Genomic DNA, 16,652 nt, shown 5'->3' with positions numbered 1-16,652 from the left:
AGCCATCGAACAGCTAAGCTAACTGGTATGATGAGTCAATGACAATTTCAGGTGATATGTTCCGGAAGACGCGTCGCGCCCTCAGGTGATGCGCTGAATGCTCGCGGCAATCTCCTCCGGCTCGAACACCCGCTTCCAGTCATCGCGCATCAGCACCGGCTTGCCGAACTCTATCGCCTTGTTGCAGGCGTCGGAGAACACGCCTTTGGTCTCGCCGAAGATGACGGCGCCAAGCACGTTCATATGGCCAAGCAGGAAGTCGAGCGCCGCCTGCTTGTCGACCCCGCGCGCCACCACCTCGTCGACCGCCTCCTTCATGACGACGAGCAGCGAAGCGCATACCGTTTCCGAAAGGCCGGGCTCGAGCAGCGCCATGTGATCGACGGTGACTCGATGCGAGCGCATAACCGGGGCCCAGATGATCTTGGCGATCGCCTCACACTTGGCGAAATCTTCCTCCGGCCCCTGCATCAAGGCGCTGACCATGTGCTGCTTGGCCTTGACGCCGCCGAAATAGTCCTTCTTGGCCGCCATGTCGGTCTCGTCGTTGAAGATCGGCGGATGGCACGGGTGGGTGACGAAATAGGTCAGGTCCGGTCGCTGCGGCAAATGCCCGGCGAAGGGTGCCGCGGCGTCGAGCACGACGACCATCGTGCCTGATGCAAGCTTGCTCTCGATGCTCGCCGCGACCTTGCCGATATGGGTGTCCGGCACCGCCAGGATCACCACATCGGCGCCATCAAGCGCCTCATCGGCGCTGACGGCATCGATGCCGAGGCCCGACTTCAGCCGCTCGCGGCCGGCGTCGCTGACCTCGACATGCCGTACCGTATAGGGAGATCCGCGAAAATTGGTCGACAGGCGGTAACCCATTTTGCCGCCAGCGCCAAACAGCGCAATCGTTGTCATTGTCCGTTACTCCTGATTTCCAACGACGGCCCTGCCGATCGTCATCCCATTGACTTGTATGCACATCGCCGCCGGCTGGCGGATTACAAAAGGCGGGGCCGCCGCTCAAATGACGATGCCCTGGACGATGTCTCGGGCGCTCGGATGTCCAGCACAGCGCAGCTATGCGGAGCATGCTACCTCAGATACACATTATACCAGCATACCAAATTAGCAAGCGGCCGTGGCACGGCTCTGACCACTTGCTTTGGCCGTCGTTTACCTCCTGTTCAACGGCAACGAGCGATCATCGCGGCTGAACCGCCAATCGGGCGGGATGATTCGCAGCGAACAAAGCCCATGCTCGAGACTTCACTCTACAGCCCGGTCAAGACCTTCCTCGAAGGCCTGGGTTTCATGGTCAAGGGTGAGATCGGCGGCTGCGATCTGCTGGCGCTGAGTGCAGACTCTCCACCGATCGTCGTCATCTGCGAGCTGAAGCTGAAGTTCAATCTCGAGCTGGTCCTCCAGGGCGTCGACCGTATGGCGGTGAGCGACGAGGTCTGGCTCGCAGCATGCATGTCGGGCCGTGGCAAAGGCCGTGAGAGCGACGTGAGATACCGCAATCTCTGCCGTCGCCTCGGCTTTGGCCTGCTTGGCGTGCGGACGAACGGCGAGGTTCAGGTGCTGCTCAGCCCGACAGCATTGGCTCCGCGTCGGGATCCCCGGCGACGCTCGAAACTGATCGACGAACATCGGCGTCGGCAGGGCGATCCTGTCGCCGGCGGCGGCTCGCGTGCGCCGATCATGACCGCCTATCGCCAGCAGGCCCTGGCATGCGCCGCAGCACTCGCGGACGGCCCAAAGCGGCCGCGTGACTTGAAGCCCAACCTGCCGAACGCGCCCAAAATCCTGCTGCACAACGTGTATCGCTGGTTCGCGCGCACCGATCGCGGGATCTACGAACTGACCGCTCAGGGCCGTGAGGCATTGCAGCGCTGGCCGCAGCCCGATCGCAGCCACACCGCCGCCTGAGACAGGCAACGCCGGATTTCGCGCTCGCTTCCGCGACAATCACGGCTTCGGCAAGACAGCAACCTCCGTGACGGAACCATATTTCGACACGATGGTTGTGTCGTCACCGAATTGATCGTCCCTGAGCAAAACGGAAGGAAAGGCCATGCGGCTATCGACGACAATTGCCACACTCTCGGCACTGGCTCTTGCCTCGCCGGTCTATGCGCAATCCGTGGGACCAGAGCTTGCCCCTGTCCCGCCGACGGCCCCGCAAACCCTGCCAGAGCAAGCCACGCCCGAAGGGGCCACTCCCGACCAGGCTACACCTGACCAAGCCTTCTCCGCGCAGAATTTCACCGCAGTGACAATCGTGGCGATGGAGGATCTGCCTCCTGACATCAAGGCACAGGCGGAGGCCGTCGTCACCCAGACCAGCGCCGAGGATTTGCGTATCCTGCAAAGTTCGATCGACGCATCGCCGCAGGCGGCATCGGCACTGGCGGCGAACGGGCTTAATTCCACGCAGGTCGTGGCCGCCAATATCGACGGCGACGGCACGCTGACGCTGATCATCCAGACGACGACGTGAGCGGCTGAAAGCGGACAAGCCGGTTCCGGCATGGAACCGAAGCCCGCCTGGATCGCGGAGGACTGTCATGGCCGAGGCTGCAGTTCGCAACTTCACCATCAATTTCGGGCCACAACATCCCTCCGCTCACGGCGTCCTGCGGCTGGTGCTCGAACTCGATGGCGAGATCGTGGAACGCGCCGATCCCCACATCGGCCTGCTGCATCGCGGCACCGAAAAGCTCATCGAGTACAAGAGCTACCTGCAGGCCTTGCCCTATTTCGACCGGCTCGACTACGTCGCGCCGATGAACCAGGAGCACGCATTCTGTCTCGCCGCCGAGAAGCTCCTTGAAATATCGGTTCCGAAACGCGGGCAACTCATTCGCGTGCTTTTCTGCGAAATAGGCCGGCTCCTGTCGCACCTCCTCAACGTCACCACGCAAGCCATGGACATCGGCGCGCTGACGCCGCCGCTCTGGGGTTTCGCCGAACGCGAGAAGCTGATGGTCTTTTACGAGCGCGCGTCCGGCGCCCGCATGCACGCGAATTATTTCAGGGTCGGCGGCGTGCATCAGGATCTGCCGCCGGAACTCCTCGACGACATCTGGAATTTCTGCGATCCGTTTCTCAAGGTCTGCGACAATCTCGAAGGGCTGTTGACCGAGAACCGCATTTTCAAGCAGCGCAATGTCGATGTCGGCGTGATCGGCCTCGACGATGCCTGGGCCTGGGCCTTCTCCGGCGTGATGGTGCGCGGATCGGGCGCGTCCTGGGACCTGCGCAAGGCGCAGCCATACGAATGCTATTCGGAGATGGATTTCGATATCCCGGTCGGCAAGCATGGCGACTGCTACGACCGCTATCTCGTACGCATGGAGGAAATGCGCCAGTCGGTCCGGATCATGCGGCAATGTCTGGAAAAGTTGCGCTCGCCCGAAGGTCAGGGGCCGGTCGCGATCCCGAACCGCAAGATCACGCCGCCGCCGCGTGCTACGATGAAGCGCTCGATGGAAGCGACGATCCACCACTTCAAACTTTATACCGAAGGCATTCGCGTGCCGCGCGGTGAAGTCTATGCCGCCGTCGAGGCGCCGAAGGGTGAGTTCGGCGTCTACCTCGTGTCGGACGGAGGCAACATTCCCTACCGATGCAAGATCCGCGCACCTTCCTTCGCCCACCTGCAGGCGATGGATTTCCTGTCCCGAGGCCATATGATCGCCGATGTTGCCGCGATCATCGGCTCGCTCGACATCGTATTTGGAGAGATCGACCGCTAAAGTGGGTCGAAGGGTATTTGGAGAGATCGACCGCTAGAGCGGATCGAAGGGTGTTTGGAGAGATCGGCCGCTCACCAGGTCGAAGGATCTTCCACGATCGCGGGATTGTTGTCCCTAGCCAGATCGCACATGCCTGGACGGCGCTCGAACGCCCGTCGGACGAAGGCTCTCAATTGCGGCGGGCCAACTCAAATTCTCGCATCAAAGACGGACGCATGGCCGCGACAAGGCGCAGCCAAGCGTCAAGGAGTTTCACAATCTGCGCGGCCTGACGGGGCACGAGTCCTTCCAAGTTCGGAAGCGCTCCCCGCAGCGCGGAAAGAACGCGTGTTCCGCCGTTCCTCGTATCGCGTCAATGCACGATCAAGCCCTTCATCCAGGCAACAAATCTGTTGCCGCGAACTATCCCGCGCACCCTGGCAGCGGCCCATCGCGCTTGCATCGTGGCGCCAACGTGGCAATGGCAAACGATTTGGTGCAACTGCCGGTCGCTCAGTTCGAAGAAGCGCTTTGCCTCACCATAGGTATCGTCGTTCAAGCCCATGGCACGCAGAACCGGATCCTCGAAAGCGACAGTGAGCGGCGTCCCAGCGCCACGCGATCTGTCGCGCGCTTCCCTGTTCATATATTCGGTGCCTGGAAGCGCCCCAAGGCATCGCGTCGGGTTTTGCTCGAGAAGTTCTGCCCAACGTTCAATCCGCTGGTTTCGGCTCATCGCCGGATACGCCGCGAAGGACTCAACTTCCGCGACGGCATGCAGTTGGTCGAGTGTTTGATGTTTCATGGTCGGCTCCTGTCGACAGGTGAATTCGCCCACGCCTATATGAGCAATTATCGCGCCGTGGAGCGCTGACAAGGCCGGATCACCGCAACATGAGGCGTACGGATCACCTGCCCGGTGAAGCGGCGCTCGGTTCCAACGCGCCGGCGCCGCTCAGTGGGTTCGACGTCGCCCCGTTAACCGAACCCATTCCGGGCAGGAACTTTTGCGGAAGCTCGCGGTTTGGCTTTGCGTCCGCCCCGGCGGCTGCAATATCAGTCTTGAAAGCCATTCCGTTGGACACGAAGCCGCAAAGCGTCGAACAAGACGTCGAGCCTGTAAATGAAACTCGGGAGCAACCGGCCCGGGTTCGAGAATCTCGTGAGCGATCGGCAGAGCCGCGGCAGGAAAAGCCCGACGGGGATGCCTCGCAACGAAAGGCCGGTCTGCTCGGCTTTCCCAGGCGCCATCCCTATGCGACGGCGGCGGTTGCGCTTGCGCTGTTGCTCGTCGCGGCAGGCGTCGTGATCTGGTGGCTGAACGCTCGCCAGTACGAATCGACCGACGACGCCTTCATCGACGCCCGCACGGTGACGATCGGCGCCCAAATCGCCGGCCGCATTACCGAGCTGGCGGTTACCGCAATCAGCACGTGCAGGCAGGTGATGTCCTCCTGCGCATCGACGACAGCGACTATCAGGCAAATCTGAAGCAGGCCGATGCCGGCGTCGCCGCGGCCGAAGCCGAAATCGTCAATGTCACCGCTCAGATCGAGGCTCAAAACGCAAAGGTGAACGCTGCCCAGAGGCAGGTTGCACAGGCCAAGGCAGCGCTGGATTTCGCCAAGGCAGAGGATCAACGCAATCGCGAACTCCTGGCCAAGGGCACGGCAACGCAGCAGCAGGCGCAGCAAGCGGCATCGACGCTGCGTCAGGATCAGGCCGCGCTGGACAGTGCCGAGGCCAATGTCGCCTCAGCAAAAAGCCAGGTTTCGGTCTTGCAGGCACAAGCCAGGAGCGCCGAGGCGCAGCTCGAACAGGCCAAAGCCAGCCAGGAGCAAGCACGCACGACGCTGTCGCGCACGACCATCACAGCACCCGCAGCCGGGCGGGCAACGAGCATTTCGGCCGCTGACGGCACCTACGCGCAACCTGGCCAGGTATTGATGATGTTCGTTCCCGACGAGGTCTGGGTGAGGGCCAATTTCAAGGAGACGCAGCTCGACCTGATGCGGCAGGGACAACCGGTCGACATCGATATCGACGCGTACCCGAACAAGTCCTTCCATGGCCGCGTCGACAGCATCCAGGCCGGCAGCGGCACCGCCTTCAGCCTCCTGCCGGCTGAAAATGCCACCGGCAACTACGTCAAGGTGGTGCAGCGCGTGCCGGTCAAGATCGTCTTCGACAAGCCGCCCGATGTGCTTCTCGGCCCAGGGCTGTCGGTGGTGCCGACGGTCAAGGTGCAATGAGCGGCGAAGCAGCCAGAAATCAGGGCGAAAGCCGATCCGCCGCCGGGACACACAATCCCTGGCTCATCGCCATTGTCGTTTCCATCGCCACTTTCATGCTGGTGCTGGACACCTCGATCGCCAATGTCGCCCTGCGCAACATCGCCGGCAGCCTGGCGGCCGGAATGGACGAAAGCACCTGGGTCATTACCACCTATCTTGTGGCCAACTCGGTGATCATCCCGGTCAGCGGCTGGCTGGCAAGCGTCATCGGCCGCAAGCGCTACTACATGCTTTGCGTGGCGACCTTCACCGTCGCGTCGCTGCTGTGCGGACTGGCGCCCAACCTGGAACTGCTCATCCTGTTCAGGATCCTTCAGGGCCTCGGCGGCGGCGGCATGGCGCCAAGCGAGCAATCGATCCTTGCCGATACCTTTCCGCCGGAAAAGCGCTCGCAAGCCTTCGCGCTTTACGGCATTGCCGTCATCGTCGCACCAACGGTCGGGCCGACGATCGGCGGCTGGCTGACGGACCATTTCTCCTGGCACTGGATCTTCTTCATCAACGTGCCGTTCGGCATCCTGTCGCTGGCACTGGTGCAATGGCTGTTGGTCGAACCGGACGTACTCGAACGCGAACGCAAGGAACGGCTGAAAGGCGGCCTGAAGATCGACGGGGTCGGATTCATCCTGGTGGCTACCGCACTGGGGTGCCTCGAGATCTTCCTCGACCGAGGCCAGCGCTACGATTGGTTCGCCTCGAATTTCATTACGACTTTCGCAGTGATTTCCGCGATCGCGTTCCTGCTGCTTATCCCATGGGAAATCAGTCGCAGCGATCCGGTCGTCGACATGCGCCTATTGTTCACGCGCCAGTTCGGCACGGCCTTCCTGGTTATGATGGCGGTCGGTGCTATCCTGTTCAGCACCACCCAGATCGTGCCGCAGCTGCAGCAGACGACATTTGCCTACACCGCGACGCTGTCGGGCCTTTCGATGATGCCGGGCGGCATCGCCATGCTGATCTTGATGCCGGTGTCCGGATTTGTAGGCAGCATCGTGCAGCCCAAATACCTGATCATGGTGGGCATGTCGGTGGTCGCAGTCGCGCTTTGGCACATGACCTCGCTTACCCCGGACGCCAGCTTCCGCTTCTTTGCCTTTGCCCGTGTCTTCCTGATGGTCGGGCTGCCGTTCCTGTTCATTCCCATCTCGACCGCGGCCTATGTCGGCCTGCCCCCGCAACAGACCAACCAGGCATCGGCGCTGATCAACGTTGCACGCAATATCGGCGGCAGCATCGGCGTCTCGCTGTCCAACACCGTCATTGCGCAAAGCTCCCAGATCCATCAATCGAATCTGGTTGGCCACACCGTGCAATCGTCGCCCGCCTATCAGCAGGTGCTTCGGCAGGCGACCGAGCATTTCGTCGCCCAGGGTTCGCCGCTGGTCCAGGCGAAGCAGCAGGCGATCGGCTGGCTCGGCCAGTTGATCGCCCGCCAGGCCACGCTGCTCGCCTACGTCGATGTCTTCCGCTATTGCGCGGTGGCAACCGCCCTGCTCGTTCCGCTTGCCCTGCTGCTGCGGTCAGGCAAGTCGGGCAGCAGACACGAGAATCCGGAGATGGGCTGACCCGCAGGCGCGACGGTGTGGTTCCAAAAACGAGGAAGCCGGGAACCAGCTAACCCATTGCGTTGTTCTGCGCCAAGAGGAGATGATCACGATGGCCACTATTCCCACACCCGAGCCAACACCGACCCCGGTACCACCGCCTCCCATCCCCGATCCCAAGCCCGTGCGTGAGCCGGACCCCGACAGGCTCCCCGACGAGGACCCCATTCCCAATCCGGATGAAAACGATATTCCGCCGAAGCGGATGTCTTTCAGCCGGCAGTTGCCGTGATCGTTCTGCAGCCTGTCTGGCGATTGCTTGCGCCAGCGGCGCCGCCTGTCAGATTTCGAGCATGGCGTAGGGGCGGCCGGTCGGCTTGGCGACATGCATGGCAACGTTATAGACCGACGCTCCGCCCGGCGTACGGCCCTCATAGACGCCACGATGCGCATGGCCATGCACCACTGCGCTGACCTGGAACCGGTCTATTGTCTCGGCCAGGCGTGACGAACCGAGAAACGGGAAAATCTCCAGCGGCTCGCCTTCGACCGTCTCGACGACAGGCGCGTAGTGCAGAACGACAAGCGTGCGTTTGGCGCGGACCTGCCGCATCGCGTTTTCAAGCCGCATCGCTTCGTTCACGCTTTCCGCCACCATCGACTTGATCGCCGGTTCGCCAAAGGAGCCGAGCATGCGCGATCCAAAACCGCCAACGAAACCCTTGACCCCAACGAACCCGACCTCGTGAATCTCCGTCGCCTCGCCGTCGAGGAGATGAACGCCCGCCTGACGCAAAATGTCGGTGACCTGCTCGACGGCGCCTGACTCATAGTCGTGGTTGCCAAGTACGGCGACGACCGGGATCGTGCAGGCACGCAGTTCCTCGGCAAGGATTTCGGCCTCCCGAGGCTTGCCGAGATTGGTAAGGTCGCCGGTCAGCACGAGAACCTGGGCTTCGCGCGACATCTCGCCGAAAAGATCGCGGTACGACGCCTGGTCCTCCTTGCCGACATGCAGATCGCCGATGGCGGCGACCTTGAGTGTGCCGCCGTTTTCGGCCTTTGCCGAAGCAGATTCGAGCTCGTCAGCCATCGCTATATTCTCCTTCACCGCCGACGTCGGCAAAGCCCCATTGCTTGACGTCGATCTCATAGTCGGTTCGTGAAAGCATGCGCCCGCGGCAGATCCGCATCCGGGAAGGCGGCAATTCGCGCTGCTTGGCCAGCCGGTCGAGCAACTCGTCGAGCAGCCACGCGGGCACACGGTCTCGCTCCGTCGGATAGATCCATCTGAAGTTCAACAGATGCATCAGCAAGACTTCCCAATGAACTTCCATGTAGGAAAGCAGCCTTTGCCAGTCGATCTGGTCGTGCGCCTTGAGGATGGTGTGCGCGACGTCGGCGCCATCATGCCGGCCGCGGTCCTGGATGAAGCATTTGGACCAGATAAGCTCGGTTGGGCCGATGATCCGCACGTGGCTGCCCAGCAATTCGGCCTGGCGAGCATGCTCCAGCCACTGGTCGTCGACAGGCATTGTGCCGTTCATCGAGGTGAAGATGACGTCGAAAAAATGCGTGCCCCTGAACACCTTGCCGAGCCACCGGTCGTCCTCGACCACGACCGCATAGCCGATCTGCTTGAAATGGGCGAGGATGCGCGGGCAGTCGCCGGCCTTGCAGAAAATGTCGAGATCCTTGGTCGGGCGGATGATCCCGGTATAGGCGCTTACGGCATAGGTGCCGGCGACGAGAAAGGGGATGCCCGTCGCGACAAGCTCGCGGATCGCTTCGATATAAAAGACCTCCGCTTCGGCATTGCGAGGCGTCGGGGCGGCTTTTGGATCGACCGACGGAACGGATGCCGGGATGGCGCTTTCCGGTGGGGGATTGATGATCATAGCAAATGGCTCCTGGCCCGGCAGACCAGCAGCCGCCTGTATCTAATAGCCAAGCATGCCCGATGGTTCCCGCCGCTGCGTGCCACCGCCGCTCTCGCCTGCTGCATCAGGCGAACACGCCGCGGTGGCGGGCCTGCGAAGCGGTCATGGCTCTCGGCCGCGGCGGCAGCCATAAAGAGACATGTGAGCGGTTATTTTTGGCGTCAAGATCGCAGCGCGCTTCGGCCTCAAGCGCGTCGAGGCGTAGTGGGCCCGCTATCATTCTCGGGTCCGGAAAGGATTGGTTTCAACATGGTTCCCGAGCTGTCGGAGGCGCTGCGCACCCGGCGTAACAGCCACTTGAGCGCCCGTAGCCAAACCGACTCTGTTTTCCGGAACGCTGCAGGCGGCGTGGCGAAAAGGCCATTCTCCATTTTGTAGTTCCTCACTGTCTCAGTCCAATCAGCGTTCTTCAACGAGCAAAACTTGTGTTGGTTCCGCGTCGCCATCGGCGGGAGCACGGGCTGGACAGGCGAAGCCATCATTGGTGGGTTCAAGCAGGCTAGCCTTCTGCAGCGAGATCAGCGCCTCGCGAGATCAGGGGCCTCGGCGATCAAGTCGCGGAATTAAGCCACTAGCCGGCGGGATTCAGCTCGTATCCTGATGCGCCGGCTCTGGACACGGCCCGCGAAGGCTGAAATTGTTACCGGCATTTCCAGTTGCAAATTTGATTGGGCGCGGCGGGGATGGCGCTGGTTTCTGAAGACATTGCCAGCCATCCGGCACTGCGTCGCCATGTCCAGGCTCAGTCGCGGACGCTTCTCCAAACCTATGAAGCGAACCCGCGGCTGGCCTCCGTATTCGCCGCGCAACAGCGTTGGCTGATGGCCCATATCGGCCTTGGCTTGTATTTCAATCGAGAGCCGGACGATCATCGCAAGGGACTTACGTCTGCACGGTTCATGGACGACATCTGCCGGCATTCGGTGGCCAGCCGCAACACCGCCGACGCCTTCCTGAAGGAGATGCTGCATTACGGTTTCATCCGGCATCTGCCGATCAAATACGGGCGCATCCGCCCCTTTGAGCCGACCGCGGGCACTCTGGAGACGGTTGCCGGCTGGGTCATGGCGCATCTGAAAACGCTGGACAGCCTGGACAATGGATTTCGACTGGCTGCATTCGTCGCACAACCGGACCTGCTCGCCAAACTGCAGCCGCTGGTGGCCGACGGCCTGCTTTCGTCGCATGCCGTGCGGGAGCCGAGACAGACCTTTTCCTTGTTCACCTGGCTCGACAATGGCGGCATCGTCATGGATTGGCTGATGTCTGGCGTCGATCCCGATCATGCTGACCTGGACCGAATTCCGACCGGTGTCGTCTCAATCGGAGATTTCGCGAACTGGCTCAAGCTTTCCCGGACCCACCTGTCACGCAAATTGCGCGATGCCGAGGAACTCGGCAGCATCGGCTGGTTGGGCCAGCGGGGTCACTCGGTCATGTGGGTGTCGAGCGAGTTCTATCAGGAATACATGACCGCCCAGGCGGTCAAGCTCGCCATCATCGATGCAGCCTTCGACAATTGTGTTGTAACTTCCGAAGCCAGCTGAACGGCGAGCCGAACGCCGTCGTGGCGGCTTTGGCGCCGCCGCGACGAAGGTTTGGCATTTCAATCGATGTCGAACGAAACGCCCTGGGCGAGCGGCAGCGCCTTGGAATAGTTCACCGTATTGGTAGCGCGGCGCATATAGGCCTTCCAGGCATCCGAGCCCGACTCGCGGCCGCCGCCGGTTTCCTTCTCGCCACCGAAGGCGCCGCCGATCTCGGCCCCCGAAGTGCCGATATTGACGTTGGCAATGCCGCAGTCCGAACCGTCGACGCCGAGGAAACGCTCGGATTCCTGCAGGTCGCGGGTGAAGATGGACGAGGAAAGCCCCGCGCCGACCGCATTGTGCTCATAGAGCACGGCGTCGAAATCCGAATATTTCATCACATAGAGGATCGGCGCGAAGGTCTCCTCCGTCACCGGCGAAACTTGGCGCGGCATTTCGACCAGCGCCGGACGCACATAGTAGGCCTCCGCATGGCCGTTCTCGACCCGCATTCCGCCGGTTATCTTACCGCCATGCGAAGCCGCGTCCTCCAACGCCTTCTGCATGTTCTCGTAGGCAGCCTTGTCGATCAGCGGGCCGACGAGAGCGCTTGTCTCCAGCGGATTGCCGACCGAGACGCTTTCATAGGCCTTCTTCAGGCGCGGAACGAGGTGATCATAGACGCTTTCATGCACGAACAGGCGCCTGAGCGTCGTGCAGCGCTGGCCGGCCGTGCCCATGGCGCCGAAGGCGATGGCGCGCAGCGCCATGTCGAGATCGGCCGTCGGGCAGACGATGCCGGCGTTGTTGCCGCCGAGCTCAAGCACGGCACGGGCAAAGCGCTTGGCCAGCCGTGGGCCGACATCCCTGCCCATGCGCGTCGAACCGGTGGCGGAGACCAACGGCACCTTCGGATGGTCGACCAGGATCTCGCCGACGGCGCGATCGCCGATCAGCACGGGCGCCAGCCCTTCCGGCGCATCGCCGAAACGGTTTGCCGCGCGCTTGAAGATCGCTTCGCAGGCGAGCGCCGTCAGCGGTGTCTTCTCGGACGGCTTCCACACCACCGCGTCGCCGCAGACCAGCGCCAGCGCTGCATTCCACGACCAGACCGCCACCGGGAAATTGAAGGCCGAAATGACGCCGACGACGCCGAGCGGATGCCAGGTCTCCATCATGCGGTGGCCGGGGCGCTCGGTGGCGATGGTCAGGCCGTACAATTGCCGGGAGAGACCGACGGCGAAATCGCAGATGTCGATCATCTCCTGCACTTCGCCAAGACCCTCGGATGGAATCTTGCCGACTTCGATCGAGACCAACCGGCCAAGCTCGGCCTTGTGTGTGCGCAATTCCTCGCCGAGCAGCCGCACCAGTTCGCCGCGCTTGGGAGCTGGTACCTGCCGCCACGCCAGGAAAGCTTTATGGGCATTGTCGATGGTCGTTGCCGCGTCGGCCGGCGAGATGGTTTTCAGCGCGGCGATCTGCTCGCCGGTCACCGGGCTACGCACGATGAGATCGCCGCCTGTAAGCGCGCCCTCGGCAACACCCAGTTTCGCCAGAAGCCCGGCCGTTTCCTTCGCAATCGTCATTTTCATCCCTTTCAGATCCCGCCGCTCATATGGCGTCGGTCAAAGCCTTGTGCCACGCCGTCTCTGTGCCGGTCGGCACATCAGGCACTGTCATGGCGTGGCATTACTCGTTTCAGGGAAAAATCGCCACCCCGGCATGGTCTAAGCAAAGGTCAGACCGTTGAACCAGGCGGAGGCGTCGGATCAATGCGCCCTTTGCTTGGCGCCTTCTTTCATCAGCCGGTCGATATGCATGCGGATATGCGCCGCCTCGGCTGCCGTGTTGGCAAGCGCGATGGCGCGGTCGAAAGCGACACGCGCCTCGTCGCCGCGGCCAAGCTGCATCAGCAGGCCGCCCTTGAGGCCGAAGAAGTGGAAATAACCGGAAAGCCTCTGCTCCAGCGGCTCGATCATGGCGAGTGCGGCTTCCGGTCCACGCACCTTGGAGACGGCGACGGCGCGGTTGAGCGTCACCACCGGCGACGGCTGCATCTGCTCGAGCAGCCCGTAGAGCAGGTCGATCTCGTTCCAGTCCGTATCCTCGGGCTTTTCCGCCCGTGCATGCAGCGCGGCGATCGCCGCTTGCACCTGGTAGGGACCGGGCTTGCGATGGCGCAACGCCTTATCGACCAGCGCCAGGCCTTCATCGATCATTTTGCGGCTCCACAGGCTGCGGTCCTGGTCTTCGAGCAGCACGATCTCGCCGTTCTCGTCGAAGCGGGCCGGCGCGCGTGCATGCTGCAGCAGCAACAGCGCCGTCAGCCCCATGATCTCCGGCTCGGTCTGGAATAGTCTGAGCAGCAGCCGGGCCAGCCGGATCGCCTCTTCGCAAAGCGGCGCACGCGCCGACGCCTCGCCGCTGTTGCTGGAATAGCCTTCGTTGAAGATCAGGTAGACCATGGCGGCGACGGCGGCGAGCCGTTCGGAGCGCTCGACCGCTCCCGGCGTCTCGAACGGCACCCCGGCGTCGGCGATACGCGCCTTGGCGCGCGTGATACGCTGCTCCATGGCGCTTTCCCCGACGAGGAAGGCGCGGGCGATCTGCTTGACCGTCAGGCCGGAGACGATGCGCAACGCCACCGCGATCTGCTGGGTGGCCGGCAGGTCGGGATGGCAGCAGATGAACAGCAGCCGCAAAATATCGTCGCGGTAATGCGCACCGTCCAGCCGCTCGGCGATGTCGCTCTCGGCATCGTCGAGATCGGAGATCTGGTCCTCCTCCGGCAGCGGCGCCTGCTTGGCGCGCTTGCGCACCGCATCGATGCCGCTGTTGCGGCCGACGAAGATCAGCCAGGCTGCCGGATCGCGCGGCGGGCCATTTTTCGGCCAGTTGTTCAGGGCCCTCAGGCAGGCGTCCTGGAATGCTTCCTCCGCCGCGTCGAGGTCGCGGAAGTAGCGCAGCAATGCCCCCATCGCCTGCGGGCGAGCGGTGCTGATTGCCGTGCTGATCCAGGCAAGTTCGGTCATGCGGAAACCTTGGCGGGGTTGAAGAGCGAGACCGGCCGGATCTCGTAGGAGCCGCCGCTCGGGTTGACCTCGGAAAGCTCGCGCGCGAAGTCGACGGCCTCGTCGAGGTCGGCGCATTCGAGCGTGTAGAAGCCGAGGAACTGTTCCTTGGTTTCGGCAAACGGGCCGTCGATGACGATCGATTCGCCCTTGACCTTTCGCAGCGTTGTCGCCGCCGTCGTCGGCAAAAGCCGCGCCACGGGGCCAAGCCGCCCGGCGTTGGCATATTTCTCTTGTACGCCGATAAGCTTTTCCATGACGGCATCGTCCTGCTCCTTGCTCCAGGAGCAGACGACGTCTTCGGAGGCATAGCAGAGGATCGCGTAAAGCATGGGTCGTCCTTTTCTCTGTCAAAGGACGAAACACTAGGACCGATGCCGACATGGCGTCGACAAAAAAATACGCCCCCGGTCCTGCGTCATTCCCTCGCCTTCAGCCATCTCAAGACCAGAGCCTCCTCGTCGTCGAGCCCGACGATCGAGCGCTTGCCTTTGTTGGCATCCGCCATTTCGTCGAGCAGCTGTCCTTCGGACCAGGCGCGGAAGACTTCCGGATGGATGTAGCAGCGGCGGCAGACGGCGCGTGTATTGCCGAGCCGCTCGGCGACCTTGTCGATGACATTGTTCATCACCCGCTTTTGCTGCGCCTGGCTTTCGGGACGTTCTGTTTGCGCAAACAGCGACGCCGCATGGATGGTGCCGCCCCAGGTTCTGAAATGCTTGGAGCTGAACTCGACACCGGAATTCTCCCTGATATAGCGGTTGACGTCGTCGGAGCGCACCGGATGCCTGTTTCCTTCCTCGTCGAGATACTGGAACAGTTTCTGGCCCGGCAGGTCCTGCGCTCCACGCACGATCTTGGCGATCCGGCGATCGACAAGCTTCAATCTCCATTCCTTGCCGGATTTGCCGATGAAGGCAAAACGCAGGCTCGAGCCCTTGATGTCGACATGGCGGTCGCGCAGCGTGGTCAGCCCAAAACTCTTGTTATCGCGGGCGTAGGCGGCGTTGCCGACGCGGATCATCGTGTTGTCGAGCAGCCAGACGATGGCCGCAACGACGCGTTCCAGCGGCAGGCCGTGACGGCGCAGATCGGCATCGATCTGCCGTCGCAATTCGGGCAGGCTTTCGGCGAAGGCGATGAGGCTCGAGTATTTGACCCCGTCACGCTCCTCCGCCCAGTGCTGATGATAGCGGTATTGCTTGCGCCCGCGCTGGTCCCGACCGGTTGCCTGAATGTGACCGTCGGCATCCGCCGAGATCCACACATCCGTCCAGGCCGGTGGAATGGCGAGCGCCTTGATGCGTGCCAGCGCGTCCTGGTCGACGGCACGTCCGTCGGGCCCTTTGTACGAGAACCCGTTGCCTGAACGCAGCCGGCGAATACCGGGCTCGGTGTCGGCGACATAGTTGAGCGAGGCCCGAACGGCCGAGGCGTGCGCGCCGTTCTCCAGCGCTCCGTTCCGCGGCACCCCGTTCTTTGGTGCAGCTTTCCTAACAGCCGATCGGCCAGACGACGACCCGGATTTGTCCAGCATGTCCTCTCCACGGAATTTCCGTAGATAAGCCGCCTGCTGGCTGCGGGTTCCACCGCCTTTTGATTGCCAGGACAGATTAACGACGACGCCGTGCAACGAGGAGGTGCCGTCACGCCTTTTCGAGCACGACCGGTATGACGTCGACTGCCTGCTCGCCAACCTGCCCGCCCGTGGTTTTCAGCACGCCGACGATCGGCGCCACATCGGAGTAGTCGCGGCCATAGCCGACCGTGATATGATCGTTGCTTGCCCGCATGCCGTTGGTCGGATCGAATTCCTGCCAGCCGGCATCGCGCCCGCACCACACCTTGACCCAGGCATGCATGGCGTCGGCGCCTTCGAGCCGCGGCTTCCCACGCGGCGGGATGGTGCGTAGGAATCCGCTGACATAGCCTGCAGGAATGCCGAGGCCACGCAGGCCGGCGATCATGATATGGGAAAAATCCTGGCAGACGCCGCGCTTCAGGCCGAAGGCGTCGCTGGCCCGCGTCTGCACCGTGGTCGCCTCGCCGTCATAGGTGAAATCGCGGTGAATGCGGTTGCACAGAGCCATGGCCGTGCCGACCGTCGAACTGCTGGCACTGCCTTTCGCATAGGCAGTGATTGCCGGGTCGATGCCGGCATGATCGCTGGCGGCCAGAAAGTGATGCGGCGAAGCCGGCGCCAGCGAGTGCACCGCGCCGAGTTCTTCCCTCAGCCGGCGTAGGTCGGGCGATACGTCGAGCCCGGGCTCCGGCCGCGACACTGAAACACGCGCGCTCATCCTGATGTCGAGCGCATCATGTGCGTCACGAAAGGCGATCGAGGTGACACTGTTGCCGAAAAAGTCGGAAAAGTCGGAGCGTTCGCTGGGCGCCGGCACAAAAGACAGTGAAGCGGCGATGACGCGCTGTACGCCAGGGATGGTCGGCGGCAGCACACGCACCTGATGGCGGCCGCCGCCGGCCGCCGCATCATAGTCGTAACGCAGGTGAAGCCTGATGTCGTAGAGCATGCCGTC

At 62.6% G+C, this 16,652-nt stretch carries 16 protein-coding genes; 7 read left to right on the top strand and 9 right to left on the bottom strand.

The window, feature by feature from the left end:
* Positions 1-81: 81 nt before the first annotated feature.
* On the bottom strand, positions 82-909 hold the full coding sequence (locus NKI50_RS03285; RefSeq protein ID WP_352640224.1) for a phosphogluconate dehydrogenase C-terminal domain-containing protein: 828 nt from the start codon (positions 907-909) through the stop codon (positions 82-84).
* A gap of 339 nt (positions 910-1,248) precedes the next feature.
* On the opposite strand from NKI50_RS03285, the gene NKI50_RS03280 reads away from it, so the two are divergent.
* From NKI50_RS03280 to NKI50_RS03270, 3 genes are all read left to right on the top strand, one after another.
* On the top strand, positions 1,249-1,923 hold the full coding sequence (locus NKI50_RS03280; RefSeq protein ID WP_352640223.1) for a DUF2161 domain-containing phosphodiesterase: 675 nt from the start codon (positions 1,249-1,251) through the stop codon (positions 1,921-1,923).
* A 145-nt stretch (positions 1,924-2,068) separates the two neighbouring features.
* Positions 2,069-2,494 carry a hypothetical protein gene (locus tag NKI50_RS03275; protein ID WP_023720258.1) on the top strand — a complete coding sequence of 142 codons (426 nt, stop codon included), beginning with the start codon at positions 2,069-2,071 and terminating at the stop codon, positions 2,492-2,494.
* A gap of 67 nt (positions 2,495-2,561) precedes the next feature.
* The gene (locus NKI50_RS03270; protein ID WP_352640222.1) at positions 2,562-3,752 is read left to right on the top strand and encodes an NADH-quinone oxidoreductase subunit D; all 1,191 of its coding nucleotides are present in this window, start codon (positions 2,562-2,564) and stop codon (positions 3,750-3,752) included.
* A 352-nt stretch (positions 3,753-4,104) separates the two neighbouring features.
* Here NKI50_RS03270 and NKI50_RS03265 read toward each other — a convergent pair whose 3' ends face one another.
* Positions 4,105-4,536 carry a hypothetical protein gene (locus tag NKI50_RS03265; RefSeq protein WP_023720256.1) on the bottom strand — a complete coding sequence of 144 codons (432 nt, stop codon included), beginning with the start codon at positions 4,534-4,536 and terminating at the stop codon, positions 4,105-4,107.
* An 89-nt stretch (positions 4,537-4,625) separates the two neighbouring features.
* Here NKI50_RS03265 and NKI50_RS03260 point away from each other — a divergent pair, with 89 nt between their 5' ends.
* From NKI50_RS03260 to NKI50_RS03250, 3 genes are read left to right on the top strand one after another with little or no spacing between them, the layout of a single operon-like run.
* Positions 4,626-5,222 (top strand): hypothetical protein, encoded by a 597-nt coding sequence (locus NKI50_RS03260; protein ID WP_352715365.1) that lies wholly within the window; start codon positions 4,626-4,628, stop codon positions 5,220-5,222.
* On the top strand, positions 5,165-5,983 hold the full coding sequence (locus tag NKI50_RS03255) for an HlyD family secretion protein (RefSeq protein WP_352715362.1): 819 nt from the start codon (positions 5,165-5,167) through the stop codon (positions 5,981-5,983). Before NKI50_RS03260 ends, NKI50_RS03255 begins: the two co-directional genes overlap by 58 nt.
* Positions 5,980-7,593, top strand: a complete 1,614-nt coding sequence (locus tag NKI50_RS03250; RefSeq protein WP_352715359.1) for a DHA2 family efflux MFS transporter permease subunit — start codon at positions 5,980-5,982, stop codon at positions 7,591-7,593. The genes NKI50_RS03255 and NKI50_RS03250 overlap by 4 nt, the downstream gene beginning before the upstream one ends.
* Positions 7,594-7,912: 319 nt before the next feature.
* On the opposite strand, the gene NKI50_RS03245 is transcribed toward NKI50_RS03250, so the two are convergent.
* Positions 7,913-8,665, bottom strand: a complete 753-nt coding sequence (locus NKI50_RS03245; RefSeq protein ID WP_023720253.1) for a metallophosphoesterase family protein — start codon at positions 8,663-8,665, stop codon at positions 7,913-7,915.
* Positions 8,658-9,470, bottom strand: coding sequence for a nucleotidyltransferase family protein (locus NKI50_RS03240; RefSeq protein ID WP_023720252.1), 813 nt, complete (start codon positions 9,468-9,470; stop codon positions 8,658-8,660). Before NKI50_RS03240 ends, NKI50_RS03245 begins: the two co-directional genes overlap by 8 nt.
* A 725-nt stretch (positions 9,471-10,195) precedes the next feature.
* Here NKI50_RS03240 and NKI50_RS03235 point away from each other — a divergent pair.
* Positions 10,196-11,059: a hypothetical protein gene (locus tag NKI50_RS03235; protein ID WP_352590664.1), complete on the top strand. Its 864-nt coding sequence runs from the start codon at positions 10,196-10,198 to the stop codon at positions 11,057-11,059.
* Between the two features lie 59 nt (positions 11,060-11,118).
* Here NKI50_RS03235 and amaB read toward each other — a convergent pair whose 3' ends face one another.
* From amaB to NKI50_RS03210, 5 genes are all read right to left on the bottom strand, one after another.
* Entirely contained in the window at positions 11,119-12,630 is a 1,512-nt protein-coding gene (amaB, locus tag NKI50_RS03230) for an L-piperidine-6-carboxylate dehydrogenase (protein WP_023720251.1), read from the bottom strand.
* Positions 12,631-12,813: 183 nt separating this feature from the next.
* Complete coding sequence (locus tag NKI50_RS03225) at positions 12,814-14,076, bottom strand: RNA polymerase sigma factor (RefSeq protein WP_352481990.1); 1,263 nt, start codon at positions 14,074-14,076, stop codon at positions 12,814-12,816.
* Positions 14,073-14,447, bottom strand: a complete 375-nt coding sequence (locus tag NKI50_RS03220; protein ID WP_023720249.1) for a YciI family protein — start codon at positions 14,445-14,447, stop codon at positions 14,073-14,075. The genes NKI50_RS03225 and NKI50_RS03220 overlap by 4 nt, the downstream gene beginning before the upstream one ends.
* An 86-nt stretch (positions 14,448-14,533) precedes the next feature.
* Positions 14,534-15,652, bottom strand: coding sequence for a DNA topoisomerase IB (locus tag NKI50_RS03215; protein WP_352481989.1), 1,119 nt, complete (start codon positions 15,650-15,652; stop codon positions 14,534-14,536).
* Between the two features lie 109 nt (positions 15,653-15,761).
* Positions 15,762-16,646, bottom strand: coding sequence for a transglutaminase family protein (locus NKI50_RS03210; protein WP_023720247.1), 885 nt, complete (start codon positions 16,644-16,646; stop codon positions 15,762-15,764).
* Positions 16,647-16,652: the final 6 nt, after the last annotated feature.

Origin of the sequence: Mesorhizobium sp. M0563, assembly GCF_040321065.1 — a bacterium.
In the GTDB taxonomy this organism is placed as follows: Bacteria; Pseudomonadota; Alphaproteobacteria; order Rhizobiales; family Rhizobiaceae; genus Mesorhizobium.
Note: the sequence above shows the minus strand (reverse complement) of the source record. Positions and strands in the feature narration are given on the sequence as shown.

Coding starts and splice junctions, on each gene's coding strand:
- NKI50_RS03215 (WP_352481989.1), bottom strand. CDS start 15,652: ATGCTGGACAAATCCGGGTCGTCGTCTGGCCGATCGGCTGTTAGGAAA.
- NKI50_RS03265 (WP_023720256.1), bottom strand. CDS start 4,536: ATGAAACATCAAACACTCGACCAACTGCATGCCGTCGCGGAAGTTGAG.
- NKI50_RS03235 (WP_352590664.1), top strand. CDS start 10,196: ATGGCGCTGGTTTCTGAAGACATTGCCAGCCATCCGGCACTGCGTCGC.
- NKI50_RS03260 (WP_352715365.1), top strand. CDS start 4,626: ATGAGGCGTACGGATCACCTGCCCGGTGAAGCGGCGCTCGGTTCCAAC.
- NKI50_RS03285 (WP_352640224.1), bottom strand. CDS start 909: ATGACAACGATTGCGCTGTTTGGCGCTGGCGGCAAAATGGGTTACCGC.
- amaB (WP_023720251.1), bottom strand. CDS start 12,630: ATGACGATTGCGAAGGAAACGGCCGGGCTTCTGGCGAAACTGGGTGTT.
- NKI50_RS03240 (WP_023720252.1), bottom strand. CDS start 9,470: ATGATCATCAATCCCCCACCGGAAAGCGCCATCCCGGCATCCGTTCCG.
- NKI50_RS03280 (WP_352640223.1), top strand. CDS start 1,249: ATGCTCGAGACTTCACTCTACAGCCCGGTCAAGACCTTCCTCGAAGGC.
- NKI50_RS03250 (WP_352715359.1), top strand. CDS start 5,980: ATGAGCGGCGAAGCAGCCAGAAATCAGGGCGAAAGCCGATCCGCCGCC.
- NKI50_RS03220 (WP_023720249.1), bottom strand. CDS start 14,447: ATGCTTTACGCGATCCTCTGCTATGCCTCCGAAGACGTCGTCTGCTCC.
- NKI50_RS03245 (WP_023720253.1), bottom strand. CDS start 8,665: ATGGCTGACGAGCTCGAATCTGCTTCGGCAAAGGCCGAAAACGGCGGC.
- NKI50_RS03270 (WP_352640222.1), top strand. CDS start 2,562: ATGGCCGAGGCTGCAGTTCGCAACTTCACCATCAATTTCGGGCCACAA.
- NKI50_RS03210 (WP_023720247.1), bottom strand. CDS start 16,646: ATGCTCTACGACATCAGGCTTCACCTGCGTTACGACTATGATGCGGCG.
- NKI50_RS03225 (WP_352481990.1), bottom strand. CDS start 14,076: ATGACCGAACTTGCCTGGATCAGCACGGCAATCAGCACCGCTCGCCCG.
- NKI50_RS03275 (WP_023720258.1), top strand. CDS start 2,069: ATGCGGCTATCGACGACAATTGCCACACTCTCGGCACTGGCTCTTGCC.